Origin of the sequence: Microvirga sp. CF3016, from assembly GCF_036314085.1 — a bacterium.
Taxonomy (GTDB): Bacteria; Pseudomonadota; Alphaproteobacteria; order Rhizobiales; family Beijerinckiaceae; genus Microvirga.
Genome location: NZ_JAYGGM010000002.1, coordinates 423364 through 447873, shown reverse-complemented (window position 1 = coordinate 447873; position 24510 = coordinate 423364). Strand labels below are relative to the sequence as shown.

Below are 24510 nucleotides of genomic sequence, written 5' to 3'. Positions count from 1 at the left end.
ACTGGCTCACCTGGCTGGCGATCTCGCGGATCGAGATCGAGAGCTCCTCGGTGGCGGCCGCCACCGTCTGCACGTTCGACGAGGTCTGCTGCACCGCCGAGGCGACGCCAACCGATTGCTGGGTCGTCTGGTTGGCAACAGCCGTCATGGACTGGGCGGTGGCTTCCATCTCGGTGGCCGCCGAGGAAAGCCCCTGCGTCAGCGCCGACACGTTCATCTCGAAGCGCTTCGTCAGCTGGTCGAGCAGCTCGGCCCGACGGGTTTTGGCATCAGTTTCCAGTGCTGCCGCCTCGTCCGCCTGCTTCTTGGCGATCAGTGCATCCTTGAACACCTGCACGGACCCGGCCATGACCCCGATCTCATCCCGGCGCGACGCGCCCTCGATCGGCACGCTGAGGTCGCCTCCGGCGAGCGCACGCATGTTCTCCACCAATCTTTGGATCGGTTTCGAGATGCTGCGGCCAAGGACGAAGGCGATGAGCAGGAGGAGCGCTGCAGCACCAGCGACGAGTGCCAGGAACAGGTTGCGATAGGAAGCGGCAAGGACTGCGAGATCATCGATGTACACGCCACTGCCGATCACCCAGCCCCATTTGTCGAAGTTCGCCGCATAGGAGAGCTTGGGAAGAGGCTCCGGCTGGTTCGGCTTCGGGAAAAGATAGGCGACGAAGCCGCCGCCGGCCCGACCCGCATTGCCGATCTCCTTGAGGAATGCAACGCCATTGGCGTCCTTCACCGCGGAATTGTCCTTTCCTTCCAGGGTCTTGCTGAAGGGATGCATCAGCATCACCGTCTGATAATCCTGGATGAAGAAATATTCAGAGCCGCCATAGCGCAGAATGCGCAGCGTCTCGGAGGCGCGCTTCTTCGCTTCGTCCTCGGAGAGCTCGCCTCGCTTAGCGCGGGCTTCGAAATCGGCCACGATGCTGACGGCCGTCTCCACGAGATGCTTCAGCTCACCCTTCTTCTGCTCGGTCAGAATGGTCGAGATCGTGACGGAACCGAAGATCGCGAGAGCAATCAGGGCCACGATTCCCGCCGCGATGCCGGCATAGAACCGGCCCGCAACGCCGGAGAGCGAACGCGTCAGCGTGTTTCGAATGGTAGAACTCTTATCAGTCATTTTTCTTTGTGAACCTGCCCGCATCACCACGGGGGGCGCGTGCCCCCACGACACGCTCTACCAGGCCCTCAAAGTCTGAAAGAGATTTAAGCTATGTCAATAAGTGGAAACACTTATGCATACTGTGGATATTATTAACCTATTGTTAATAATTCAGTATTGTGTGGTCTTGGCTAAGAATATTGGCCTTATACTAAAGAAGAAGCCGCGGACCTATTCATGTCCGCGGCTCGTTGCATTGAAGGCAATCGCAAAACGGCGGCGGTGTCTTACCGCCCCCAACGCAGGACCATCGGGTCGACCCGTCGGGCGACCTCGATCAGGCCCTTGCGGGTCTCCGGATGCAGGGATTGCAGTGGATGGCGCACGGTTTCCGATCGAATGACGCCGCCTTCCTTCATGAGTACCTTGGCGGCAAGAAGTCCGCATTGCCGGTTTTCGTAGTTGATCAGCGGAAGCCAGCGTTCGTAAGCCGCCGCCGCCTCTTCCTTGTTGCCCGCCACGTATGGATCGATGATCTTGCGGATGCCGTCCGGATAGGCTCCGCCCGTCATCGCGCCCGTAGCACCGGCATCGAGATCGGCCATGAGGGTGATCGCTTCCTCGCCATCCCACGGACCTTCGATGGCATCTCCGCCAAGGGCGATCAGATCGCGCAGCTTGGACGCGGTGCCGGGCACCTCGATCTTGAAGTAGGATACGTTGGCGATCTCCTTAGCCATGCGCGCGAGGAAGGGCGCCGACAGGGAGGTGCCGGCCATGGGCGCGTCCTGGATCATGACCGGAATGCTGATGGCATCCGAGACCCTGCGGAAGAACTCGTAGATCCCGGCCTCCGACACCCGCAGCGTCGCACCGAAGAACGGCGGCATGATCATGACCATGGCGGCGCCTGCCGCCTCTGCCCGCTTGCTGCGCTCGACGCAGATCTCGGTCGAGAAATGGCTGGTGGTGACGATGACCGGAACGCGCCCTGCGACGTGATCGAGCACCGTCGTCATCACGGCCTCACGTTCGCTGTCGGTCAGCACGAACTGTTCGGAAAAGTTCGCGAGGATGCAGATGCCGTCGGACCCCGCATCGATCATGAAGTCGATGGCGCGCTTCTGCCCTTCGAGATCGAGCCTGCCGTTGTCGTCGAAAATGGTGGGGGCCACCGGAAATACGCCGCGATAAGGGCGTGAGGCAATCTTGCCGGACGAGGACATATTTTCTCCCTTCGGTATCTACTGTGCCGTGTTCAATGGTTGTCGCGCGGAACGGGCGAGCCTGTCCGTCCGACGAGAAAGTCCAGATCGACACCTTTGTCGGCCTGCAGAACGTGGTCGATATAGAGCTTGGCCCAACCGCGATCCGCATGAGGCGCCGGCGGAACCCAGGCGGCGCGCCGGCGCTCCATCTCCTCGGCCTCGACGTGAAGATGCAAGCTGCGAGCTGCCACGTCCAGAGTGATCAGATCACCGTTCTGCACGAGCGCCAGCGGGCCGCCGGCCGCCGCCTCGGGCGCCACGTGCAGCACCACCGTGCCGTAAGCCGTGCCAGACATGCGTGCATCCGAGATGCGGATCATGTCACGGACGCCCTTCTTGAGCAGCTTCTGCGGCAGCGGCATGTTGCCGACCTCGGCCATACCCGGATAGCCTTTCGGGCCGCAGTTCTTCAGCACCATGATGCAGGTCTCGTCGATGTCGAGATCCTCGTCGTCGATGCGATGATGCAGATCCTCAATGGTCTCGAACACGACCGCACGGCCCGTATGCTGCATGAGTTCGGGAGACGCAGCCGACGGCTTGATGACGGCACCGTTCGGCGCAAGGTTGCCCTTCAGGATCGCGATGCCGGCTTCCGGCTTGAAGGGCTCCTCGAAGGTTGTGATCACCTCGCGATTCCAGCACGGCGCGTCCTTCACGTTCTCCCAGATCGGCTTGCCGTTGACCGTGAGCGCATCCTTGTGCAGCAGGCCGCGCTCGCCCAGCGTGCGCAGCACCACCGGCAGGCCGCCGGCGTAGTAGAAATCCTCCATGAGAAAGCGGCCGGAGGGCATGAGATCGACGAGGCAGTGAACGTCACGCCCGAGCCTGTCGAAATCGTCCAGCGTCAGGTCGCTGCCGACGCGGCCTGCAATGGCGAGAAGATGCACGACCGCGTTGGTCGAGCCGCCGATGGCGGCCAATGTGCGAATGGCGTTCTCGAAAGCCTGGCGGGTCATCACCTTTGACAGCACAAGATCTTCGTTCACCATCTCGACGATGCGCCGCCCGGCCATGCGGGCGAGATGATTGCGCCGTGCGTCGGCTGCCGGGATCGCGGCGTTCTCCGGCAGGCCGACGCCGAGAGCCTCGACCATGGACGCCATGGTGGAGCCGGTGCCCATGGTCATGCAGTGACCGGCGGAGCGGTTCATGCCGCCTTCCGCCTCATGGAATTCCTGCAGCGTCACCTCGCCGGCGCGCAGCTGCTCGCTCATGGAAATGATGTTGGTGCCCGAGCCGATATACTTGCCGCGATAGACGCCGCGCAGCTGCGGGCCGCCCGACACGCCGATGGTGGGCAGATCCGCCGAGGCCGCGCCCATCAGCAGGGCAGGGGTAGTCTTGTCGCAGCCCATGAGGAGAACGACGCCGTCGAGAGGATGGGCGCGGATGGCTTCTTCCACATCCATGGCGGCGAGATTGCGGAACAGCATGGCCGTCGGGCGCATGGTGACTTCGCCGAGCGAGGAGACGGGGAATTCGAGCGGGAAGCCGCCGGCATCGAGCACGCCGTATTTCACATGCTCGGCAATAGTGCGGAAATGCGCGTTGCAGGGCGTCAGCTCCGACCAGGTGTTGCAGATGCCGATGACGGGCCTGCCTTCGAACTGGTCCTGCGGGAAGCCGCTGTTCTTCAAGAAAGAGCGGTAATAGAAGCCCATCTTGTCCTGACGGCCGAACCAGGCTTGGCTGCGCAGCGGGCGTTTCTTGTCTTCGGTCATTTCCTCGGTGCCTTCGAAACTGTGTAGCGCCCCGCCGGGCGAGGCATATTAAGAACGCGACTTTGGTTGAATAGGCGCTCAGTTTGATTCATATAATAGTACTAATAGTCAGCTGATAAGGCTGCTAAAGTCGAAGAGCAACGACAATTTTAGGGAGAAAGCTCATGAAGGCCCGTCATCTTCTGACGACAATCGGCATGGCTGCGCTGATGCTGTCCTCAGGCGCCGCCTATGCCCAAAACAAAATGACCATCGGCTTCTCTCAGGTCGGATCGGAATCCGGCTGGCGGGCCGCTGAGACGAAGGTCTCGAAAATTGAAGCTGAGAAGCGGGGCGTCGAGCTGAAGATCTCCGACGCCCAGCAGAAGCAGGAAAATCAGATCCGGGCCGTGCGCTCCTTCATCGCCCAAGGCGTGGACGCAATCTTCATCGCACCCGTCGTGTCCACGGGCTGGGACGCGGTCCTGAAAGAGGCCAAGGACGCCAAGATCCCGGTCGTGCTGCTCGACCGCTCCATCGATACGAAGGACGAGTCTCTCTATCTCACCGCCGTGACTTCCGACACGGTCTATGAGGGTAAGGTCGCCGGCGAGTGGCTGGCTAAGGAGACCGGCGGCAAGTGCAACGTGGTGGAGCTGCAGGGCACCGTCGGCTCGAGCCCCGCCATCAACCGCAAGAAGGGCTTCGATCAGGTCGTTGCCGCAAATCCCGGCATGAAGATCATCCGCACCCAGTCCGGCGACTTTACCCGCACCAAGGGTAAGGAAGTGATGGAAAGCTTCATCAAGGCCGAAGGCGGCGGCAAGAACATCTGTGCCGTCTACGCGCATAATGACGACATGGCGATCGGCGCCATTCAGGCCATCAAGGAGGCGGGCCTGAAGCCCGGCAAGGATATCAAGATCGTCTCCATCGACGCCGTTCCGGATATCTTCAAGGCCATGGCCGACGGCGAGGCCAACGTCACGGTCGAGCTGACGCCGAACATGGCCGGGCCTGCGCTCGACGCACTCATGGCCTTCAAGAAGGACGGCACGGCACCGAAGAAGTGGATCCAGACGGAATCCAAGGTCTACACGCCCGAGACGGCGAAGGCCGAATACGAGAAGCGCAAGGACCTCTACTGAGATCTGCAGGTAATCGGGGCAGCAGGCGGGCGATCGCCTGCTGTTTCGCGTATCGACCGGCGAGGATTTGATGTCATCAGCGACAGACCAGCCCGAGCTTCTCGAGATCAGAGGTCTCACGAAAGGCTTTCCGGGCGTGCAGGCGCTCGATCACGTGGACTTTACGCTGCATGCGGGCGAGATCCACGGCCTGCTCGGCGAGAACGGGGCCGGCAAGTCGACGTTGATCAAGGTGCTGACCGGCGTCTTCAAGCGCGACGCCGGCACCATCCGCCTCGACGGCCAGGAGATCGAAGCCCGCGATCCTGCCGACGCGCTCTCACTCGGCATCGGCACCGTCTATCAGGAGGTCAATCTTCTGCCGAACCTGTCGGTGGCGGAAAACCTCTTCATCGGCCGTCAGCCGCACCGCTTCGGACTCGTACGCACCGGTGAGATGCGCCGCCGCTCCGAGGAGCTTCTGGCAGGCTACGGCCTCGACATCGATGTCGCCAATCCTCTGAGCACCTATTCCGTGGCCGTTCAGCAGATCGTCGCCATCGCCCGCGCGGTCGACCTCTCGGCCAAGGTGCTGATCCTCGACGAACCGACGGCGAGCCTCGACATGCATGAGGTCGAGACTCTTTTCAGGATCCTGAGGGATCTTAAGAGCCGCGGCATCGGGATCGTGTTCGTCACACATTTCCTCGACCAGGTCTATGCGGTCTGCGACCGGATCACCGTGCTCCGCAACGGACGTCTCGTGGGCTCCCGTCCCATCGCCGAGTTGCCGCGCATCGAGCTCGTCTCCATGATGCTCGGGCGCGAACTCGCCGCGGAAGCCCTCCATCGCAACCAGCGCGCTGCCGTCACCGGAGAACCGCTGGTCGCGTTCAAGGATTACGGCAGGCGCCGCCTCCTGGAGCCGTTCGATTTGGCGGTGCGTCCGGGCGAGGTGGTGGGGCTTGCAGGTCTTCTCGGCTCCGGGCGAACGGAAACGGCCAAGCTGGTCTTCGGGATCGAGCGCGCCGACAGCGGGCAGGCCTTTGTGGACGGAAAGCCCGTGCGCATCGCCACGCCGCGCGATGCCGCGCGCCTGCGCTTCGGCTTTACGCCTGAGGATCGCAAAACGGAAGGCATCGTGGCGGAATTGTCCGTTCGCGAAAACATCATCCTGGCGCTTCAGGCGCAACGGGGCTGGCTGCGCCTGATCCCACGGCGCAGGCAGGAGGAGATCGCCGATCGCTTCATCAAGCTCCTCGACATTCGTACGCCGGATGCGGAAAAGCCTATCGGGCTTCTGTCAGGGGGCAATCAGCAGAAGGCGCTCCTCGCCCGGTGGCTCGCCACTGAGCCGCGCTTCCTCATTCTCGACGAGCCGACGCGCGGCATCGACGTGGGGGCGCATGCGGAGATCATCCGCCTGATCGAGCGCCTGTGCGAGGATGGGCTCGCCCTTCTCGTCATCTCCTCGGAGCTGGAGGAGATCGCCTCCTACAGCGACCGTGTCGTCGTCCTGCGCGACCGGCGGCACGTGCGCGAACTCTCGGGATCCGAGGTGAGCGCCAATACCATCATGACAACCATCGCGGGCCATTGAATGAGCGGCATGATTCAAGTTAGTCGCCCTCGCACCCTTCCGAAGGGGCTTCCGCAGGTCGCGGCGCTCCTTATCGTCTTTCTCGTCAACTGGCTCGTCTTCCGCGACTTCTTCGCCCTGCGCCTGCAGGACGGGCGGCTCTTCGGCAGCCTCATCGACGTCCTGAATCGTGGAGCCCCGGTCGCCATCCTGGCTCTCGGAATGACGCTTGTCATCGCGACCCGCGGCATCGATCTCTCCGTCGGCGCCGTCATGGCGATTGCCGGTGCGATGGCCGCGACATTGACGGCGCAGGGCTATCCGCTCCCTGTTGCTTTGGCCGCCGCCGCCGGTATCGGCCTGGCCTGCGGCCTGTGGAACGGCTTCCTGGTCGCCGTGCTCGAAATCCAGCCCTTCGTGGCGACCCTGATCCTGATGGTGGCCGGGCGCGGTTTCGCGCAATTGATCACCGAGGGACAGATCATCACCTTCGTGAGCGAAGGCTTCGCCGCCATCGGCGGCGGCTCCTTCCTGATGCTGCCGATGCCGGTCGTGATCGCCATCGTGATGCTGATCATCACGCACTTCATCGTCCGCTACACAGCCCTGGGTCTCTTCATCGAGTCCATCGGCGCCAATGTCCGCTCGAGCGCCTATGCCGGGATCGGCACCAAGGTCGTGACGATCGCGGTCTATATGTGGTGCGGCCTGTGCGCGGCGATCGCCGGACTGATCGTGACAGCGGACATCCGCGGAGCGGACGCCAACAATGCCGGGCTCTGGCTCGAGCTCGATGCGATCCTCGCCGTGGTGATCGGCGGTACGTCCCTGTTCGGCGGCCGCTTCAGCCTCGGCCTCTCCGTCGTCGGGGCTCTGATCATCCAGGCCATGAACACCGGCATCCTGCTGAGCGGCTATCCGCCGGAATACAACCTCATCGTGAAAGCCATCGTGGTGCTTGCCGTGCTCCTCGCCCAGTCGCCGGTTCTGTCGGCCCTCCGTTCCGTCTGGAAGGCAAGAGCATGATCAGGCGTCATCTTCCCGTCCTCATCACGCTCGCCGTCTTCATTGCGGGCTATCTGATCTGCCTCGCGCAGTTTCCGAGCTTCGCCTCGACCCGGGTGATCGGCAATCTTCTGACCGACAATGCTTTCCTCGGCATCGTGGCGGTCGGTATGACCTTCGTGATCCTGTCCGGCGGCATCGATCTCTCGGTCGGCTCGGTTGTCGCCTTCACCGGCGTGTTCCTTGCCGTCACCATCGAGAAGTACGGCGTCAATCCTTACGTCGCCTTCGTCCTCATCTTAGGCATCGCGGCCCTGTTCGGGGCCGGCATGGGATTCCTGATCCATACATTCCAGATTCCGGCCTTCATCGTCACTCTGGCCGGCATGTTCCTGGCGCGCGGCCTGTGCTTCGTGCTCACCACGGATTCGATCCCGATCAATGCGCCCGCCTACGGCCAGATCACCGACATCGCCTTTGGCCTGCCAGGTGGCGGCCGGCTGACCTTCATCGCCATGGTCATGCTGCTGACCTTCGTGGTCGGCATCGTCCTGGCGCATTACACCCGCTTCGGCGCCAATGTGTATGCGCTCGGCGGCAACCGGACCTCCGCGGAACTCATGGGAGTGCCCGTGGGGAAGACGACGATCCGCATCTATATGCTGTCCAGTTTCCTCGCGGCCTTGGCCGGAATCGTCTTTTCCTTCTATACCTCCGCGGGATATTCCTTGGCGGCGACCGGCGTCGAGCTCGACACGATCGCGGCGGTGGTCATCGGCGGCACCCTGCTCACGGGAGGCTACGGAACGATCATCGGCACGCTCGTGGGGGTGCTCATCCAGGGATTGATCCAGACCTACATCACGTTCGAGGGGACTCTGAGTTCGTGGTGGACCAAGATCGCCATCGGGGCTCTGCTGTTCGCGTTCATCGTATTGCAGCGGGGCCTGTCGGCGGCGTCGCTTCGAACGCGGTAGAAGAAGGAGAATGGTGTTGCTGAACGATGTCCAGAGGCCTGCGAGAGCGCGATCAGCCCACGATCTCGTCGCCCATGGGATCGGCCAGAACATCATGCAGGGTCGTTTCCCCATCGGCAGTACGCTCCCGGGCGACGCGGAACTGATGGAGCTGTTCGGAGTCTCGCGAACGGCTCTACGCGAGGCGATGAAGACCTTGGCTGCGAAGGGCCTGATCGAGTCGAAGACAAAGGTCGGCACGAAGGTTCTCGACCGCAACAACTGGAATATGTTCGATGCCGACATCATCGAATGGCATCTCGAGATGGGGGTCGATGCCCGGTTCCTCGGGTGGCTTTTCGAGATCCGGCAGATGCTCGAGCCCCTGGCCTGCGCCACCGCGGCCGTGCGGCGCACGGAGGAGCAGCTCAAGGAGATGCACAGGGCGCTCCAGGCCATGTACCAGTGCGAGAGCAGCCGGCAGGGCTTCACCAAGGCCGATCTCGCCTTCCACCAAGCCATTCTGGAAGCGTCCGGCAATCCCTTCCTGCAATCGATCGGGTCAGTCATCGGCGCGGCGCTCGCCACGTCGTTTACGATCAGCTCCCCGGTATCCAGCGACGAGCGCTTCCGGGAGGTGATGCGCCAGCATCAGGCGGTGTTCGACGGCATCCTGCAGGCCAATCCCGCGGCTGCAAGCGAAGCCATGTCCGACCTGATCCTGCAGGCAGCCGAGCGGGTTCAGATCAAACATGTGGAAAGCTCCCTGGCGAACGTCCAGATCCATGCCTTCACGGGAGTGGAATGAGGGAGCCGGTGATGCACTCCTGCCAGAGAAAATCACAAGCTTTGACGCTCATCAGAAGCCTTGCTGGACAAATTAGTATTATAGTATGATTTATAGGCTGGCGTGAGAGATCTAACACTCCGCCGGCGAAACGGGGAGGTGGGGCTGTCCTAAGGACAGGCTCTGCCTTAATCATAGGATCCGAAGGGCCTGCCGGAAGGGACCGGACGCTGCAAGCCGACTGAAGGCACAGAGCCCTGGAATGAAGAATACGGAATATGCGCCGGGCGAAATGATGCCGCTCCGGGCATGGACGAGAGGGAGAACGACCTTGAAGACATTCACGACCACATTGGCGGCCGTGGCTCTTGGAGCCTTCGGCATGCTTGGCGCCGCCCAGGCGCAGGATAAGGGCACGGTTGGCGTGGCCATGCCGACGAAGTCGTCCGCGCGCTGGATCGACGACGGCAACAACATGGTCAAAGCGCTCAAAGAGAAGGGCTACAACGTCGATCTGCAATACGCGGAAGACGATATCCCGAACCAGCTCTCGCAGATCGAGAACATGATCACCAAGGGCTCCAAGGTCCTCGTGATCGCGGCCATCGACGGCACGACTCTGTCCGACGCGCTGCAGCAGGCTGCCGATAAGGGCATCAAGGTCATCGCCTATGACCGCCTGATCCGCAATTCCAAGAACGTCGACTACTATGCGACCTTCGACAACTTCCAGGTCGGCGTGCTCCAGGGCGGCTACATCGAGAAGGCGCTCGGCCTGAAGGAAGGCAAGGGCCCGTTCAACATCGAGCTGTTCGGCGGCTCGCCGGACGACAACAACGCCTACTTCTTCTACAACGGCGCCATGTCCGTGCTCGAACCCTACATCAAGAGCGGCAAGCTCAAGGTTCAGAGCGGCCAGACCGGCATGGATAAGGTCTCGACCCTGCGCTGGGACGGCGCGGTCGCCCAAGCCCGCATGGACAACCTTTTGTCCGCTTTCTACACCGACAAGCGCGTCGATGCCGTTCTCTCGCCCTATGACGGCCTGAGCATCGGCATCATTTCCTCGCTCAAGGGCGTGGGCTATGGCACGCCGAAGCAGCCGATGCCGGTGATCACCGGTCAGGATGCGGAAGTGCAGTCCGTCAAGTCGATCCTCGCCAAGGAGCAGACCTCGACGGTGTTCAAGGACACCCGCGAACTTGCCAAGATCGCGGCCAACATGGTTGACGCCGTGCTCTCGGGCAAGCAGCCCGAGGTCAACGACACCAAGACCTATGAGAACGGCGTGAAGGTGGTCCCGTCCTACCTGCTGAAGCCGGTCAGCGTCGATGCCTCGAACTGGAAGGAAGTTCTGGTCGGCAGCGGCTACTACAAGGAAGACCAGTTCAAGTAAGTGACGGGCTTCAAGAATGGACCCTGCGTGCCCGCGCAGGGTCCTTGCTCATTTCTGGAAGGCTCTTGCCTGAGGTCATGCGATGAATGCGATCCTTGAGATGCGGGGGATCACCAAGACGTTCCCGGGCGTGAAGGCGCTCGACAACGTCAACATTACGGTCAAGGCCGGCGAGATCCACGCCCTGGTGGGCGAGAACGGCGCCGGCAAGTCGACGTTGATGAAGGTCCTCAGCGGCGTCTATCCGTACGGCTCCTATTCCGGCGAGATCCATTACGAGGGCGAGGAGCGGCGCTTCTCGGGCATCGCAGACAGCGAGAAGCTCGGTATCATCATCATCCACCAGGAGCTCGCCCTGGTGCCGCTCCTGTCGATCGCGGAAAACATCTTCCTCGGCAACGAGCAGGCCAAGTACGGCGTCATCGACTGGTCGGTCGCATTCGCGCGAACCAAGGAGCTGCTGAAGCTCGTGGGCTTGAATGAATCGCCCGAGGAGCTGATCACCAATCTGGGCGTCGGCAAGCAGCAGCTGGTCGAAATCGCCAAAGCCCTCTCGAAGCGGGTGAAGCTCCTCATCCTGGACGAGCCCACCGCCAGCCTCAACGAGAAGGACAGCGACGCGCTCCTGAACCTGCTGCTCCGGTTCAAGGAGCAGGGCATCTCCTCGATCCTGATCTCGCACAAGCTCAACGAGATCTCGAAGGTGGCCGATTCCATCACGGTCCTGCGCGACGGCGGCACGGTCGAGACGCTCGATTGCCGGGCCGAGGCCGTCAGCGAGGATCGCATCATCCGCGGCATGGTGGGTCGCACCATGGAGGACCGGTACCCGAAGCGCGAGCCGAAGATCGGCGGGCCCATCTTCCAGGTGGAGAACTGGTCCGCCTATCACCCGCTCCACAACCACGTGCAGGTGGTCAAGAACGTCAACCTGAACATCCGGCGCGGCGAGATCGTCGGCATCGCCGGGCTGATGGGGGCAGGGCGGACCGAGTTCGCCATGAGCCTGTTCGGCCGCAGCTACGGCCAGAACATCTCCGGCCGAGTGGCACTGCACGGCAAGGAGATCGACGTGAGCACGGTCGAGAAGGCCGTTTCCAACGGGATCGCCTATGCCACCGAGGACCGGAAGACCTACGGCCTCGTCCTGGCCGAGGACATCCGCAAGAATGTGACGCTCGCCAACCTCGAGGGCGTCTCCAAGAACCTGGTCATCGACGACATCCAGGAGCTTGCGGTCGCCAACGACTACCGTGGCAAGATGCGAATCCGCTGCTCCAATGTTTTCCAGGAGGCCGTCAATCTCTCGGGCGGAAACCAGCAGAAGGTGGTCTTGAGCAAGTGGCTCTTCTCCGACCCGGAGATCCTGATCCTGGACGAGCCGACCCGCGGCATCGACGTCGGCGCGAAATACGAAATCTATACGATCATCAACAGGCTGGCCGATGCCGGCAAGGGGGTTCTCATGATATCCTCGGAGATGCCGGAATTGCTCGGCATGTGCGACCGGATCTATGTCATGAACGAAGGCTCCCTGATCGCCGAGCTCGACATTGCCGAGGCATCCCAGGAAAAGATCATGCACGCTATCGTTAAGTCGGGGAGACGCTGAGATGGACACGAGAACCGCTGACGAGATCCAGGTTCCCCAGCAGAAGACGTCGTGGACGGCGTTCGTCAAAACCCATTTCCGCGATTACGGCATGCTGCTGTCGCTGCTGGTCATCATGCTGTTCTTCCAGGTGGTGACCGACGGCACGCTCCTGCGGCCGCTCAACCTTACGAACCTGGTGCTGCAGAACAGCTATATCGTCATCATGGCGCTGGGCATGCTGCTCGTCATCGTGGCTGGGCATATCGACCTCTCGGTCGGCTCCATCGTCGGCTTCGTCGGAGGCCTCGCGGCCATGATGATGGTGCGCTGGGGCTTCGATCCCGTGACGACCACCATCGCGTGCCTCGTCGTCGGCGGCCTTATCGGCGCCGCTCAAGGCTATTGGGTGGCGTATTTCAAGGTGCCGTCCTTCATCGTCACGCTGGCCGGCATGCTCGTCTTCAAGGGCCTGACCCTGGCGCTTCTCGGCGGCATGTCGGTCGGTCCGTTCCCTGTGGTGTTCCAGCGCCTGAGCTCCGGCTTCATCCCGGATGTTTTCGGCGGCGAGGGCTTCAACTACACGGCGCTGTTCCTCGGCGCCGCCAGTGTCGCGGTGATCATCTATTTCAGCTTCCGCAGCCGCGCCAACCAGCTCAAGCACGCCGTTGAGACGGCGCCCTTCGGCCTGTTCGCCTTCAAGAACGCGCTCCTCGCCGTTCTCGTGGTCGCGTTCTGCTACCTGATGGCGACCTATCGCGGCCTGCCGAACGTACTCGTCATCATGGCGCTTCTGATCGCGCTCTATGCCTTCGTGACCAATCGCACCACGATCGGCCGGCGCATCTATGCCCTGGGCGGCAACGAGAAAGCGGCCAAGCTGTCCGGCATTAAGACGGAGCGCCTGACCTTCCTCACCTTCGTCAATATGGGCGTTCTGGCAGGCCTCGCCGGCCTCATCTTCGCTGCCCGCCTCAACACCGCGACCCCGAAGGCGGGCCTAGGCTTCGAGCTCGACGTGATCGCGGCGGTGTTCATCGGCGGCGCCTCCGCCACCGGCGGCGTCGGCAAGGTGACCGGCGCGGTCATCGGAGCCTTCGTCATGGGCGTGATGAACAACGGTATGTCGATCCTCGGCATCGGCATCGACTACCAGCAGGTCATCAAGGGCCTCGTGCTGCTCGCGGCCGTGTCCCTCGACGTCTACAACCGGAAGAAGTAAGCGGACTTCCTCCTACAGCACTCAGCGGAACGGCGAGCCTCGGGCTCGCCGTTTCCGTTTCAAGCATCGCTGAAAGAGGCAGTCTTAGCGGGCTTCCGCCGACATGCCGGCGGCTTCCGGGACTGGGCTCTTGGTCAGGGTCATCTTGCTGCTGCCGCGGTCGCAGGAGACCGTCACGAAGCCGTCCGAAGCGTTGATGCGAACCGTGACCACGTCGCTCGTGCTGACAAGCTTGACCGGCTCCTCGTCCACGTCCTGAGCGGCCTCGTTGATGATGGACAGGCACTCGCCGAAAGGCATGGATGCAATCCGGGTATCGGCCGACTGAGCTGCAGAGCCGGCAGCGAAGGCACCCAGGGTGCCGAGCATGATTGCAACCAAAATGGAGCGCATGGCCCAATTCTCCCAACGCTCGGAGATCACCACGCCCGAGAGTTTTCCGCTGTGTCCTATCGCACAGGGAAGGAACGTGCCTCACCAGGGCCCGTTCCTCGTTGTCAATGTCGCAGGGGAGGGTGGCCGCCGTCAGGACCGATATCGCATGGCCAATGTTAGAGAAGGATGAAGAAGCTCAGCCGCTCGATCCCTTTTGATGCCCCGACATCTGACGCCCTCGTTGCTCGGCCCTTTCCAGAGCTTCGGCCAGAAGGCGGCGACTCTGCATCAAGGCGTGTTCATCGGGCATCGCCGCACTCAACGTGGCGAGGATCCGCTCGGCCTCCATCTCGTGACGGGTCTCAGGCATGACGATCTCCAGCAAGCTATGCTGATGCAATCGCCTGGGCATTTCCAAGTTCCTGCAGGGCACGCCGGCTGGAGGAGGGAACATATTTCCGACGTAATAGCGTTTATCTTGATTGCCATTGCCCGACCGCTTCGGGGACTATGTTCCTGAGGCAAAACCGATTAGTGCTTGATCTCTCACATTGCACGTTCACACATGATTCATCCCAAGATTGTCAGGGATGGTCCCATGACGACCAGCGGACCAGACCCTCTGAAGGACGCTCTCGCTCTCCAGGCTCGGGTGAGGGGCTTGCAGGCCCTGCTTGAATTGCAGCTTTGGCAGATCGAGTTGCTCAACAACCGGCTCTATTCGCACGAACCGGGCGGCATCGCGGCACGGCGCCTGCTGGCCATCAAACGACGGGAGTCCGACCGGGACGGGTTCAAGGTGCCGAAAGGCGTGAACGATCCCTGATGCGGCGATCATGCGAGAAAGGCCCGATGCTGTCACCGGGCCTTTCGCTTTTCAAAGACTGCGCTTGATCAGTTGAATTTGTAGTTCACGCCGGCGCGGAACACGCCGAATTCCGCATCGCGGTCCACGTTGACGCGGCCGCCGCGGTCGTAATTGTCCTTCGTATCGAGATCGACGTATAGACCTTCGACCTTGGCAGTGAAGTTGTTGGTGATGGCGTATTCCAAGCCGCCGCCCAAGGTCCAGCCCCAGTTGATCTCGTCGCCACTGTGATAGCCGAGCAGCGGGTCGTAGCCCCGGTTGCCGCCGATATCGCCATAGGCGAAGCCGCCGGTGCCATAGACGAGGGCGCGGTCGAAGGCGACGCCGGCGCGGGCGCGGATCGTCCCGAAGAAGCCGTCGGACTCGCCCGGATAGTAGATGGTGCCGTAGGACGCGCCTTTGTTGCCGACGGCGGCATATTGCAGATCCGTCTCGGCGCCGGCCACGAACATGCCGAACTGGTAATTGTAGCCAGCCTGGGCGCCGCCGACGAAGCCGCCGCCGCGGCGACCGCTGACCGTGCCGAAGGCCGGGTCGTAATAGCGGCTGTCACCCGCATTCCAGCCATAGCCGGCATTCAGACCGGCGTAGAAACCCGTCCAGGTGAAGACCGGAAGCGCATTGTAGGCCGGAGCCGGAGAATAGCGGCCCGGCAGGTCAGCCGCGTGGGCCGTCGAGGCCGCAATGGCGAGAGCCGCCGTGGCAGCGAGCAGTCCAAGAGCAGAGGTACGCATTACTGTATTCCGTGCTTAACGACAGAGGTCAGATAGGCATTTATTGCCTGTCACGGATCTAATAAGGGGTGACGAGAGATTGTTGCAATATCGGCGGCGGTCACCATTCGAAACATGATTGACGGATGATGAACGTTTACTGTCCGTCAACCATGACAGCCATGCCCGACTTGAGATCATGAGCCGAGTATGCGCAGATCATAGGGTGAAGTTCGGCCGCGAGGCCCCAAAGCAAGAGACAAAACTTGGCCTCGCCTTTTCGAGGCGAGGCCTTTTTGTTTTGCCCTTGATCCTCAGGAATCGTTCAGGTTCGAGGCCCAGGCGAGAGCCCGTCGGGCAATCACGTCCACATCCACACTCATCGGCAAAAGGTCCGGATCGAGAGCGGCAATGGGGAACCAGTTTGCCTCGAGGGCATCGTCCCCTGCGACGGGCTCGCCTGCGATCCAACGGCAGAGCACGGCAATCAGAATGTAGTGCTGCTGGAGATCGCCGGATGAATCCCGCACCAGGATATCGAGGGTGGTGAGCACGTCCCGGGCTTCCGCACGGATGGCGGTCTCCTCAAGAAGCTCCCGTGCGGCCGCGTCCTTGACCGTTTCGCCGAACTCGATCTTGCCGCCGGGGAAACCCCAAAGGCCGGCATCGGGTGGGTTGGCCCGCCGAACGAGCAGGGTATGACCGTCACGGATGACGACGGCGATGACTGCAGGGATGGGTGAGAGGGACATGAAAAAGGCCCGACCGAGGAAGGCCGAGCCTTAACGCATGGGATCGCGGCTGGGTAGCTTGTTCAGCGACCCGACCGGTTCAACGCAGACTGCAGGGGCTCCAGGCTCTTGGTGAACCAAAGTGCCGTGGTCTCGGCGATATCCTTCCACTGGGCGGAAACCGCCTCGTAGGCTTGGTGCGTCGTCTGGCTCTGTGCCTTGAAGACCTCAGGCAGAGGGGAGGGGCTGATGGCCGAGCGCCAGAGATCGAGAGCCACATGGCGCTGCGTGTTCACGGCCTCGATGATCTTGTCGTTCACTTCGAGAGCGCCCTTGGCCGATGCGGCCACGGCCTCGCTCATGGCTTGGCGGAGGACGTCACTCTGCTTCTTGGCAGATGAGAAGATGGCCCCTGCCTCCACGGGAGCTGCGGCAGTTGCAGGAAGCGAAATGGGCTTCGCCTCTGTGACGGCCGCCACGGTCTCGGCTGCCGGGATGGCTGCCATCTCGACCAGATCGTCGGCCTTCTGCACGCTCTTGTTTGTGCTCTTGGCTCTGGGCTTCTTCACTTCCGCCATCGTGACGTCCTCGCAAGGGTTAAGAGAGAAGGAGGTTACTTCTTGGATCCCGGCTGCTTCATGGCCGATTGGGCCAGGGAGCCGAATTCCTTCATCTGGGTCTGCATCGCCTCGAACTGGGTCCGGACGAACTCGGCCTGGATCTGCATAGCCTCCTGCATGTCCTTCGCACGCACCATCCTCTGGGCGAGATCGAAGGCGGCCGAGAGGTTCTGCTCGGTATAGGCGAAGGTCTTGCGCGCGGCGTCCTTGGCACTGGCCTGGACGGTGTTCGCCGAGCCTTCGAACGTGTCGGCGGTCTTCTGAGCGGCGCTCATGAAGCCATCGATGGCCTTGCGGGCCTGTTCGACGCTTTTCTCGGCGAAATCGCGCATCTCCGGGGGAATTTCATAACCTTGGGTCGGGTTCGTGGCCATGGACTGCTCCTTGTCGTTAAGGCATTTGTGCAGTGCAATATCACATTGTGCGCTGCAAAATCAACTCCCTCATGCCTCGTCTTATTAAGGTTACCTGAAAGTAAAAGGATTCAAGTGTTCCGCCTTGCATGCTTGACCGCGGATATTAGTCTAGAAGCTCTCCCAGAGACGCCTCTGAGGCAGTTCACAGCAAGGGCCGTTGATGACGGGTGGTTCCAACCCATTTGAAGCGCTGATCGCGCGGCTCGCTGCCGAGCCGGATCTGGGCTTTTTGGCCCGGCCCGGAGCAGGCGTGCTCGTCTGGGATCAGTCCGGGGAGAGGCTGCTCTGGACATCGCCGGCCGCCGAGGGATTGCGTAACGCCTTTGCCGACGAGGCCGGCCAAGTGATCCCAGGCTTCCGAGCCCATGATCGCATCAAGGCCCTGGCCGGCGGCCTCGCGCCACGGCAAGGCGCCCGTCAGGAGCGCCTGCGGCTCGACCCGAGCCGCCCCTGGCTGCCAGTCGCAACCCTGTGTCGCCTAGCGTTCCTGGAGAGCGGGGAGGTCGTTCTCGTGACGGCATTCACGGGACCGGTGCCGAAGGCGTCGGCGACCCCTCGTCCGGCCCAGCAGGCTGAACCTGTCGGTCCGGAGCCCGTGGCACAAGCCGAAGCCGAGGCGGCTCCTCAAGCGGAGACGCGTCCCGGTCCGATCCGTTTCATTTGGCACACGGATGCGGCAAGTCGTTTCACCGATGTCTCACCCGAGCTTGCCCAGGCCGTCGGCGCCACGGCCGGCACTATCGTCGGATTCACCTGGGAGGAGGTGGCCCGCTCGGTCGTCGAGGATCCCGACGGAGTCGTTGCAGACCTCTTTGCTCGCCGCGAAACCTGGAGCGGGCGCACGATCCTCTGGAGCATCGACAATTCGCGTCAGCAGGTGCCCGTCGATTGGGCCGGCATGCCGGTCTTTGGTCCGGGCCGCGAACTCATCGGCTTCCGGGGCTTCGGTCTCCTGCGCATGGATGCCATCCAGGAGCGGGAGGCTCCGGACGAGGCCTCGAGCGCCGCCGCGGATCTGATCGCGCAAAGCCTGGTCAATGACGAGACGCTGCCGTTCCGCCCGCCCGAGGAAATGCCCGCAGAAGAGCCGGCGGAAGCCGAGCCATCTGGGGAGGAAAACTGGTTCTCGAACCTGCGTGATCAGGTGGCTGAAGCGCTGTCCGGCAGCAATCCGCCTGAATCGGAACCCACGGGACGGAACCGGTCCGCCGAGAAACCGCCTCAGACATCGGGCCTCTCCAATGCGGAGCGCAACGCCTTTCGCGAGATCGCGCGCGCTCTGGGAGCGCGCCTCGAACAGGACACACCTGCCCGGGATGACGCCGCTTCCGACGAGGTGGCGCCTGCGGCCGAGATCGAACCGACGCTTTCGCGCCAGCCGGAAACCCCGGATAACGGCGACCGGGTGCTCGACCGCCTGCCGATCGGTGTCCTGGTTCACCGCGGCGAGGCTGTCCTGTTCGCCAACCGCTTCCTCCTCGACCTGACCGGCTATGACGACGTCGAGCAGATTCGGACCGATGGAGGGCTCGTTCATCTGTTCCGCGGCTCTCCGGCGCTCGGCGGGACGGGCCAGGAGGACTCAGCCCTTGCGCTCACGAGCCGCCGAAACGAGAACATCGCCGTGACCGTGCGCTCCTCGTCCGCCGAGTGGAACGGCGAGCCGGCGGACCTGATGGTCATCCGCAGGATGTCCAGCGTTGAAGCTTCGCCGCCCTCACGAGAGAGCCGGGTCCATGAGCTCGAGGCGATCCTCGACACGGCGACGGACGGCGTCATCGTGCTGAACGAAACGGGACGTATCCTCTCGCTCAACCGCTCGGCCGAAGCGCTCTTCGGCTATGACGAGCAGGCGGTGGCGGGCGATGCGATTACCGTGCTTCTCGCCCCTGAGAGCCACATGGTGGCCCTCGACTATCTTGAGAGCCTTCGTTCTCCTGGGGTTCGGAGTCTGCTCAACGACGGGCGCGAAGTCATGGGCCGGGAGCGCCAGGGCGGCTCGATCCCGTTGTTCATGACCATGGGCCGCTTGGGCGACGGGCCGGACCGCCGGTTCTGCGCCGTCCTTCGCGACATCACGGCCTTTAAGAGGGCCGAGGGCGAGCTGATCGGCGCCAAGCACGCGGCCGAGGAGGCGAGCGCCCAGAAATCGGACCTTCTGGCCAAGATCAGTCATGAAATCCGGACGCCGCTGAATGCGATTCTCGGCTTTGCCGAGGTCATGCTCGAGGAGCGGTTCGGGGCCATCGGTAACGACCGTTACAAGGAGTACCTCAAGGACGTCCACGTTTCTGGTTCCCATGTGATCAGCCTCGTGAACGATCTGCTCGATCTGGCGAAGATCGAGGCTGGCCGGCTGGAGCTGTCCTTCACGGGGGTCAGCCTCAACGAACTGGTCTCGTCCTGCGTGACCCTGCTCCAGCCGCAAGCCGCGCGAGACCGCATCGTCATGCGCATGAGCTTCGCGCCCAAGCTGCCGCCGGTTGTGGCCGACGAGCGCTCCATGCGCCAGATTGTGCTCAATCTCGTGTCCAACGCCATCAAGTTCACGGATGCGGGCGGGCAAGTCATTGTCTCCACGGCCATGACTGACCGGGGCGAGGTGGCTTTCCGGGTGCGCGATACGGGCATCGGCATGTCGCCGGAGGAGGTTGAGGCGGCTCTTGAGCCGTTCCGCCAGCTTGCCACGTCGCGCAAGCGCGGCGGCACGGGTCTCGGATTGCCGCTGACCAAAGCGCTCGTCGAAGCGAACCGGGGGGCGCTGCAGATTGCGAGCCAGCCGAGCGAGGGAACGCTCGTCGAGGTGATCTTCCCGCCGACGCGGGTTCTGGCGGAATAGTGGCTCGCTTCACTCTCCGCCGCGCCGCTCTTCCGGATATGACAGCCATCGCGCGTCTGAACCGCCACGTGCGCAAGACTTGCCTCCCTTACCTGCCGGATCTGCATACACCGGATGAGGATCTGGCCTTCTTCCAGGAGCAGGTTTTCCCGACATCCGAGGTCTGGATCGCCGAGGCAGGAGTGCAGCTGATCGGGTTTGCCGGAGCCCGGCTGGACTGGCTCGATCATCTTTATGTGGACCCGGATTGGCATGGCCAGGGTGTCGGATCGGCTCTCCTGTCCGCGGTCAGCGACAACCGCGCCGAGCTGAACCTCTGGACGTTTCAAGAGAATGCCCAAGCGCGCCGCTTCTATGAGCGACAGGGCTTCGGCCTGATCGCCTTGACCGACGGTTCAGGCAATGAAGAGCGTTGTCCGGACGCCCATTATCGCTGGATACGTCATCAATCTAGGCCGGATCAGCGATAGAGGAATTTGGTAGGGCGCTTCGCCCGTGGCTGCATTGCGATCGATCAACGGCAGCGGAGCATATTGTGGTTATGAGAGGCTGCGATACCTACTGACCTTGTATTCCCCCATGGGACGAAGGATTGTCATGTCTACCTATCGCCTCGACAAGCTGTTGGCTCCCCGCTCCATCGCGGTGGTTGGGGCAAGCCCGCGTCCCGGCTCACTCGGCCTGACTTTCTTGCGCAATCTCATCGCAGGCGGCTTCGGGGGCGAGCTGTTTCCCGTCAATCCGCACCATATCGAGGTCGAGGGAAGGCCCTGCTTCGCCTCCCTGTCCCAGCTCCCCGAAACACCGGACCTCATCGTCGTCGCGGTGCCGCCGGAGAGAGTGCTCGGCGTGATCGAAGAAGCCGGGCAGATAGGGGTGAGCGCCGCCATCGTGGCTACGGCGGGAATGGGATACGGGCCGGGCTCGCTGGGCGACCGGGTCAGGCTTGCGGCACGCCTGCATGGCCTGCGCATCGTCGGCCCCAACTGCATCGGCGTGCTGGCCCCACGCGCCAAGATGAATGCCAGCTTCGCAGCTCACAGCGTCAAGCCCGGGGACCTCGCTCTCGTGTCGCAATCGGGCGCGGTAGCGGCGGGTTTGGTGGAATGGGCGGTGCAGCGGCAGGTGGGCTTCTCGGCCATCGTTTCGCTGGGCGACAAGGTCGACGTGGATTTCAGCGATTGCCTGGATTTCTTCTCCGCGGACAGCGGCACCCGGGCGATCCTCCTCTACATCGAGTCCATCGACAACGCGCAGAAGTTCATGTCGGCCGCCCGCGCCGCGGCGCGCGTGAAGCCGGTGGTGGTCATCAAGGCCGGGCGGCATGCGCCAGGGGCGAGGGCGGCTGCAACCCACACAGGGGCGCTCGCCGGCTCCGACGCCGTCTACGATGCCGCGTTCCGCCGAGCCGGGCTGCTGCGGGTGCTCGATCTCGATCAGCTCTTCGCCGCAGCGGAGACGCTCGGACGGCAGAAGCCGTTTCCTGGCAGCCGATTGGCAGTTCTTACCAATGGGGGTGGTATCGGGGTTCTCGCCGTCGATCGATTGGTCGATCTCGGCGGGACGCTCGCTACCCTGTCGGAGAAGACGCGCAGTTCCCTCGACGCCATCCTGCCGCCCACCTGGTCCCATGCCAATCCCATCGATATCATCGGCGATGCCGATCCCGCCCGTTATGCGGGCGCCCTCGAGGCGCTGCTGGCGGATCCCGAGAACGATGCCGTTCTGATCCTCAATGTGCCGACGGCCATTGCGGGAGCCTCCGACGTGGCCGCAGCCATTGCCGATGTGGTCAGGCGGGACCGCGCCCGGGGCTATCGCCAGAAGCCGGTTTTTGCCGCCTGGATCGGGGAGGATCCGGACTCGGCCCGCGTCTTCGAGGAGGCCCGGATTCCTCACTATGCGACCGAGGCGGATGCGATCCGTGGCTTCATGCAGCTCGTGCGCTACCGGGAGGCGCAGGACGAGCTGATGGAGACACCGGACAACCTGCCCCATGACTTCGAACCGGAGACGGAGGCCGCCCGGGCTGTCGTCGAGCATGTGCTGGCGCAGAACCGCCGCTGGCTCGATCCGCTCGAGGTCAATGCATTGCTCCGGGCCTACGATATTCCGACAGCCCCGGTGACCCTCGCCACTACGCCGGACGAGGCGGCGGAGGCCGCCCGGCCCGTCATCGCCGAGGGCGGCACGGTGGCGGTCAAAGTTCTCTCGCCCGATATCGTGCACAAGTCCGACATCGGCGGCGTGAAGCTCGACCTGACGACCGAGGAGGCGGTGCGAAAAGCCGCTGCCGAGATCTTCGAGCGCGCCGCCCGCCTGAAGCCGCAGGCTCACGTGACCGGCGTCACCGTCCAGCCCATGGTGCGGCGGGCCAAAGCCCGCGAACTGATCGTGGGCCTTGCCGACGATCCCTCCTTCGGTCCCGTCGTGCTCTTCGGGCGCGGCGGCACGGCTGTGGAGGTGATCAACGACAAGGCGCTCGCCCTGCCGCCGCTCGATCTCAAACTTGCCAACGACCTGATCGCCCGCACGCGTGTGTCGCGGCGCCTGAAGGCCTATCGCGACGTTCCGGCAGCCGACGAGGGCGCGATCGCCCTCACCCTGGTGAAGCTGGCGCAGATGGCGGCGGATATCCCCGAGATCCGCGAGCTCGACATCAATCCGCTGCTGGCCGACCAGACCGGCGTGATCGCGGTCGATGCCCGTGTGGCGGTCGCACCCGAGACCCGAAAGGGCAGCGGCCATCCGCGCTTCGCCGTAAGGCCGTATCCGAAGGAGTGGGAGCGCACGATTAGGCTGCGCAACGGGCGAAGCGCCTTCGTGCGGCCCGTGCGACCCGAGGACGAGGAGGAGTTCCGGCGCTTCTTCGGGAAGATCACCCCGGAGGATCTGCGCCTGCGCTTCTTCGCACCCGTGCGCGACTTCAGCCACACCTTCCTGGCCCGCCTGACGCAGCTCGATTATGCCCGCGCCATCGCCTTCGTCGCCTTCGATGAGGAGACAGGCGAGATGATGGGCGCGGTCCGCCTCCACGCGGATGCCAACCACGAGACCGGCGAATACGGCATCCTGCTCCGCTCCGATCTCAAGGGGCTCGGGCTGGGCTGGGAGCTGATGCGTCTGATGATCGAATGGGCCAAGGCGGAAGGCCTGCGCGAGATCGACGGGCAGGTCCTGCGCGAGAACTCCACCATGCTCGACATGTGCCGCAGCCTCGGCTTCTCCATCCGCGTCGATCCGGACGATCCGGAGCTGCGCCTCGTCACCCTGCCGATCGCCTCGATCCACGAACCGGAAAAGCTCGCCCAGCCGGCGTGAAACGAAAACGGCCCGTCTCAAGGCGGGCCGTGTCCTGCATCGGATGATGCGAAATCCTAGTCGTGACCGTCTTCGAGCCCGCCGATATGCTTCTGGGCGTAGAGCTCGATGCCGACCTGCTCGACGAGGTTGATCTGGGTCTCGAGGAAGTCGATATGGCCTTCCTCATCGGCCATCAGTTCCTCGAACAGGTTCTTCGACACCCGGTCGCCGATGCTGTCGCAATAGGCGGCGGCCTCGCCGTAGAGATTGCGGGCGTCGTACTCCGCCGCCAGGTCGGATTCGAGGATTTCCTGGATGTTCTGGCCGATGCGCAGGGGATCGAGCACCTGCAGGTTGGCGAAGCCCTCGAGGAAGATGATGCGCTCGATGAAGCGATCCGCGTGGTGCATCTCCTCGATGGATTCCTTGCGCCAGGTTTTCGCAAGCTCCTTGTAGCCCCAATCGTCCAGCAGCCGGTAATGCAGCCAGTATTGGTTAACCGCCGTCAGCTCGCTGCGCAGGCCGCGATTGAGATACTCGATTACCTTGGGATCACCCTTCATCCTAACCCTCTCGTCCAAACGGCGCCGGACGCGCCGGATCACTCTTTAGAGGATTTATGAACTAGGGTGAAAGCTCTTTTCTTCAAAGGGTGGGTTCGGCAGCGGCTTTTTCCAGCACGGTCGGGCAGCAGCCGCGGTTGCAGGCCGCGATGGGCTCGACGCCCGCATCCAGCAGGGCCTGGTCCATGATGGCGCGGATCGTCCGGGCGCAGCGCCCGCAATTGGGGCTGCAGCCGAGGCAGCGATAGACCTGCGCCGGAGTGCGGGGGCATTCCGGTCCCGGCTTCAGGCACGCTTTGACATCACCGTCGGAGAGGATGTTGCAGGAGCAGACGATCATTTG

23 protein-coding genes are annotated in these 24510 nt (G+C 62.9%); 12 read left to right on the top strand and 11 right to left on the bottom strand.

The features are described 5' to 3' along the window. The 3 genes from VB672_RS04495 to VB672_RS04485 form a co-directional block, all read right to left on the bottom strand. Positions 1 to 1123, bottom strand: a 1123-nt coding sequence (locus tag VB672_RS04495) for a cache domain-containing protein (protein ID WP_329782971.1), incomplete at its 3' end; no start/stop codon positions are given. Positions 1124 to 1392: 269 nt separating this feature from the next. After that, positions 1393 to 2331, bottom strand: a complete 939-nt coding sequence (locus tag VB672_RS04490; protein ID WP_329782970.1) for a dihydrodipicolinate synthase family protein — start codon at positions 2329 to 2331, stop codon at positions 1393 to 1395. Positions 2332 to 2363: 32 nt separating this feature from the next. Then, positions 2364 to 4097: an IlvD/Edd family dehydratase gene (locus tag VB672_RS04485; RefSeq protein ID WP_329782969.1), complete on the bottom strand. Its 1734-nt coding sequence runs from the start codon at positions 4095 to 4097 to the stop codon at positions 2364 to 2366. Between the two features lie 164 nt (positions 4098 to 4261). On the opposite strand from VB672_RS04485, the gene ytfQ reads away from it, so the two are divergent. From ytfQ to mmsB, 8 genes are all read left to right on the top strand, one after another. Next, positions 4262 to 5224, top strand: coding sequence for a galactofuranose ABC transporter, galactofuranose-binding protein YtfQ (ytfQ, locus tag VB672_RS04480; RefSeq protein WP_329782968.1), 963 nt, complete (start codon positions 4262 to 4264; stop codon positions 5222 to 5224). Between the two features lie 70 nt (positions 5225 to 5294). Continuing rightward, positions 5295 to 6803 carry a galactofuranose ABC transporter, ATP-binding protein YtfR gene (gene ytfR, locus VB672_RS04475; protein ID WP_329782967.1) on the top strand — a complete coding sequence of 503 codons (1509 nt, stop codon included), beginning with the start codon at positions 5295 to 5297 and terminating at the stop codon, positions 6801 to 6803. Next, positions 6804 to 7808, top strand: coding sequence for a galactofuranose ABC transporter, ATP-binding protein YtfT (ytfT, locus tag VB672_RS04470; protein ID WP_329782966.1), 1005 nt, complete (start codon positions 6804 to 6806; stop codon positions 7806 to 7808). It begins immediately after the preceding gene. After that, positions 7805 to 8764, top strand: a complete 960-nt coding sequence (gene yjfF, locus VB672_RS04465; RefSeq protein WP_442931904.1) for a galactofuranose ABC transporter, permease protein YjfF — start codon at positions 7805 to 7807, stop codon at positions 8762 to 8764. Before ytfT ends, yjfF begins: the two co-directional genes overlap by 4 nt. 16 nt (positions 8765 to 8780) lie before the next feature. Further along, the gene (locus tag VB672_RS04460) at positions 8781 to 9551 is read left to right on the top strand and encodes a FadR/GntR family transcriptional regulator (RefSeq protein WP_329782965.1); all 771 of its coding nucleotides are present in this window, start codon (positions 8781 to 8783) and stop codon (positions 9549 to 9551) included. 361 nt (positions 9552 to 9912) lie between these two features. Beyond that, the gene (gene chvE / locus VB672_RS04455) at positions 9913 to 10926 is read left to right on the top strand and encodes a multiple monosaccharide ABC transporter substrate-binding protein (RefSeq protein WP_442931910.1); all 1014 of its coding nucleotides are present in this window, start codon (positions 9913 to 9915) and stop codon (positions 10924 to 10926) included. Positions 10927 to 11008: 82 nt separating this feature from the next. Beyond that, positions 11009 to 12538, top strand: coding sequence for a multiple monosaccharide ABC transporter ATP-binding protein (mmsA, locus tag VB672_RS04450; RefSeq protein WP_329782963.1), 1530 nt, complete (start codon positions 11009 to 11011; stop codon positions 12536 to 12538). A 91-nt stretch (positions 12539 to 12629) separates the two neighbouring features. After that, complete coding sequence (mmsB, locus tag VB672_RS04445) at positions 12630 to 13739, top strand: multiple monosaccharide ABC transporter permease (protein WP_442931909.1); 1110 nt, start codon at positions 12630 to 12632, stop codon at positions 13737 to 13739. 84 nt (positions 13740 to 13823) lie between these two features. Here the strand turns inward: mmsB and VB672_RS04440 are convergent, their stop codons facing one another. Continuing rightward, positions 13824 to 14132: a hypothetical protein gene (locus VB672_RS04440; protein ID WP_329782961.1), complete on the bottom strand. Its 309-nt coding sequence runs from the start codon at positions 14130 to 14132 to the stop codon at positions 13824 to 13826. A gap of 178 nt (positions 14133 to 14310) precedes the next feature. Then, the gene (locus VB672_RS04435) at positions 14311 to 14499 is read right to left on the bottom strand and encodes a hypothetical protein (protein WP_329782960.1); all 189 of its coding nucleotides are present in this window, start codon (positions 14497 to 14499) and stop codon (positions 14311 to 14313) included. 213 nt (positions 14500 to 14712) lie between these two features. On the opposite strand from VB672_RS04435, the gene VB672_RS04430 reads away from it, so the two are divergent. After that, on the top strand, positions 14713 to 14940 hold the full coding sequence (locus VB672_RS04430) for a hypothetical protein (RefSeq protein WP_329782959.1): 228 nt from the start codon (positions 14713 to 14715) through the stop codon (positions 14938 to 14940). A 68-nt stretch (positions 14941 to 15008) separates the two neighbouring features. Here the strand turns inward: VB672_RS04430 and VB672_RS04425 are convergent, their stop codons facing one another. The 4 genes from VB672_RS04425 to VB672_RS04410 all read right to left on the bottom strand — a co-directional run bounded on the left by VB672_RS04425 (position 15009) and on the right by VB672_RS04410 (position 17420). Beyond that, positions 15009 to 15716 carry an outer membrane protein gene (locus VB672_RS04425; protein WP_329782958.1) on the bottom strand — a complete coding sequence of 236 codons (708 nt, stop codon included), beginning with the start codon at positions 15714 to 15716 and terminating at the stop codon, positions 15009 to 15011. 293 nt (positions 15717 to 16009) lie between these two features. Then, positions 16010 to 16447 carry an NUDIX hydrolase gene (locus VB672_RS04420; protein WP_329782957.1) on the bottom strand — a complete coding sequence of 146 codons (438 nt, stop codon included), beginning with the start codon at positions 16445 to 16447 and terminating at the stop codon, positions 16010 to 16012. Between the two features lie 62 nt (positions 16448 to 16509). Beyond that, entirely contained in the window at positions 16510 to 17004 is a 495-nt protein-coding gene (locus VB672_RS04415; RefSeq protein ID WP_329782956.1) for a phasin family protein, read from the bottom strand. 35 nt (positions 17005 to 17039) lie between these two features. Next, positions 17040 to 17420, bottom strand: coding sequence for a phasin (locus VB672_RS04410; RefSeq protein WP_329782955.1), 381 nt, complete (start codon positions 17418 to 17420; stop codon positions 17040 to 17042). Positions 17421 to 17622: 202 nt separating this feature from the next. Between VB672_RS04410 and VB672_RS04405 the strand changes: the two genes are divergently transcribed. The 3 genes from VB672_RS04405 (at position 17623) to VB672_RS04395 (ending at position 23622) form a co-directional block, all read left to right on the top strand. Continuing rightward, on the top strand, positions 17623 to 20301 hold the full coding sequence (locus VB672_RS04405) for a sensor histidine kinase (RefSeq protein WP_329782954.1): 2679 nt from the start codon (positions 17623 to 17625) through the stop codon (positions 20299 to 20301). Beyond that, entirely contained in the window at positions 20301 to 20771 is a 471-nt protein-coding gene (locus tag VB672_RS04400; RefSeq protein ID WP_329782953.1) for a GNAT family N-acetyltransferase, read from the top strand. The genes VB672_RS04405 and VB672_RS04400 overlap by 1 nt, the downstream gene beginning before the upstream one ends. Positions 20772 to 20898: 127 nt before the next feature. Beyond that, positions 20899 to 23622 carry a bifunctional acetate--CoA ligase family protein/GNAT family N-acetyltransferase gene (locus tag VB672_RS04395; RefSeq protein WP_329782952.1) on the top strand — a complete coding sequence of 908 codons (2724 nt, stop codon included), beginning with the start codon at positions 20899 to 20901 and terminating at the stop codon, positions 23620 to 23622. A gap of 56 nt (positions 23623 to 23678) precedes the next feature. On the opposite strand, the gene bfr is transcribed toward VB672_RS04395, so the two are convergent. Together bfr and VB672_RS04385 are read right to left on the bottom strand one after the other, a co-directional pair. Next, positions 23679 to 24167 carry a bacterioferritin gene (bfr, locus tag VB672_RS04390; RefSeq protein ID WP_329782951.1) on the bottom strand — a complete coding sequence of 163 codons (489 nt, stop codon included), beginning with the start codon at positions 24165 to 24167 and terminating at the stop codon, positions 23679 to 23681. Between the two features lie 82 nt (positions 24168 to 24249). Beyond that, positions 24250 to 24507: a (2Fe-2S)-binding protein gene (locus VB672_RS04385; protein WP_329782950.1), complete on the bottom strand. Its 258-nt coding sequence runs from the start codon at positions 24505 to 24507 to the stop codon at positions 24250 to 24252. Positions 24508 to 24510 lie beyond the last annotated feature (3 nt).

Bases quoted from the DNA above. Each gene is read 5' to 3' on its own strand.
- VB672_RS04490 (WP_329782970.1), bottom strand. From the start codon at position 2,331: ATGTCCTCGTCCGGCAAGATTGCCTCACGCCCTTATCGCGGCGTATTT.
- VB672_RS04485 (WP_329782969.1), bottom strand. From the start codon at position 4,097: ATGACCGAAGACAAGAAACGCCCGCTGCGCAGCCAAGCCTGGTTCGGC.
- ytfQ (WP_329782968.1), top strand. From the start codon at position 4,262: ATGAAGGCCCGTCATCTTCTGACGACAATCGGCATGGCTGCGCTGATG.
- ytfR (WP_329782967.1), top strand. From the start codon at position 5,295: ATGTCATCAGCGACAGACCAGCCCGAGCTTCTCGAGATCAGAGGTCTC.
- ytfT (WP_329782966.1), top strand. From the start codon at position 6,804: ATGAGCGGCATGATTCAAGTTAGTCGCCCTCGCACCCTTCCGAAGGGG.
- yjfF (WP_442931904.1), top strand. From the start codon at position 7,805: ATGATCAGGCGTCATCTTCCCGTCCTCATCACGCTCGCCGTCTTCATT.
- chvE (WP_442931910.1), top strand. From the start codon at position 9,913: ATGCTTGGCGCCGCCCAGGCGCAGGATAAGGGCACGGTTGGCGTGGCC.
- mmsA (WP_329782963.1), top strand. From the start codon at position 11,009: ATGAATGCGATCCTTGAGATGCGGGGGATCACCAAGACGTTCCCGGGC.
- mmsB (WP_442931909.1), top strand. From the start codon at position 12,630: ATGCTGCTGTCGCTGCTGGTCATCATGCTGTTCTTCCAGGTGGTGACC.
- VB672_RS04440 (WP_329782961.1), bottom strand. From the start codon at position 14,132: ATGCGCTCCATTTTGGTTGCAATCATGCTCGGCACCCTGGGTGCCTTC.
- VB672_RS04430 (WP_329782959.1), top strand. From the start codon at position 14,713: ATGACGACCAGCGGACCAGACCCTCTGAAGGACGCTCTCGCTCTCCAG.
- VB672_RS04425 (WP_329782958.1), bottom strand. From the start codon at position 15,716: ATGCGTACCTCTGCTCTTGGACTGCTCGCTGCCACGGCGGCTCTCGCC.
- VB672_RS04420 (WP_329782957.1), bottom strand. From the start codon at position 16,447: ATGTCCCTCTCACCCATCCCTGCAGTCATCGCCGTCGTCATCCGTGAC.
- VB672_RS04415 (WP_329782956.1), bottom strand. From the start codon at position 17,004: ATGGCGGAAGTGAAGAAGCCCAGAGCCAAGAGCACAAACAAGAGCGTG.
- VB672_RS04410 (WP_329782955.1), bottom strand. From the start codon at position 17,420: ATGGCCACGAACCCGACCCAAGGTTATGAAATTCCCCCGGAGATGCGC.
- VB672_RS04405 (WP_329782954.1), top strand. From the start codon at position 17,623: ATGACGGGTGGTTCCAACCCATTTGAAGCGCTGATCGCGCGGCTCGCT.
- VB672_RS04395 (WP_329782952.1), top strand. From the start codon at position 20,899: ATGTCTACCTATCGCCTCGACAAGCTGTTGGCTCCCCGCTCCATCGCG.
- bfr (WP_329782951.1), bottom strand. From the start codon at position 24,167: ATGAAGGGTGATCCCAAGGTAATCGAGTATCTCAATCGCGGCCTGCGC.
- VB672_RS04385 (WP_329782950.1), bottom strand. From the start codon at position 24,507: ATGATCGTCTGCTCCTGCAACATCCTCTCCGACGGTGATGTCAAAGCG.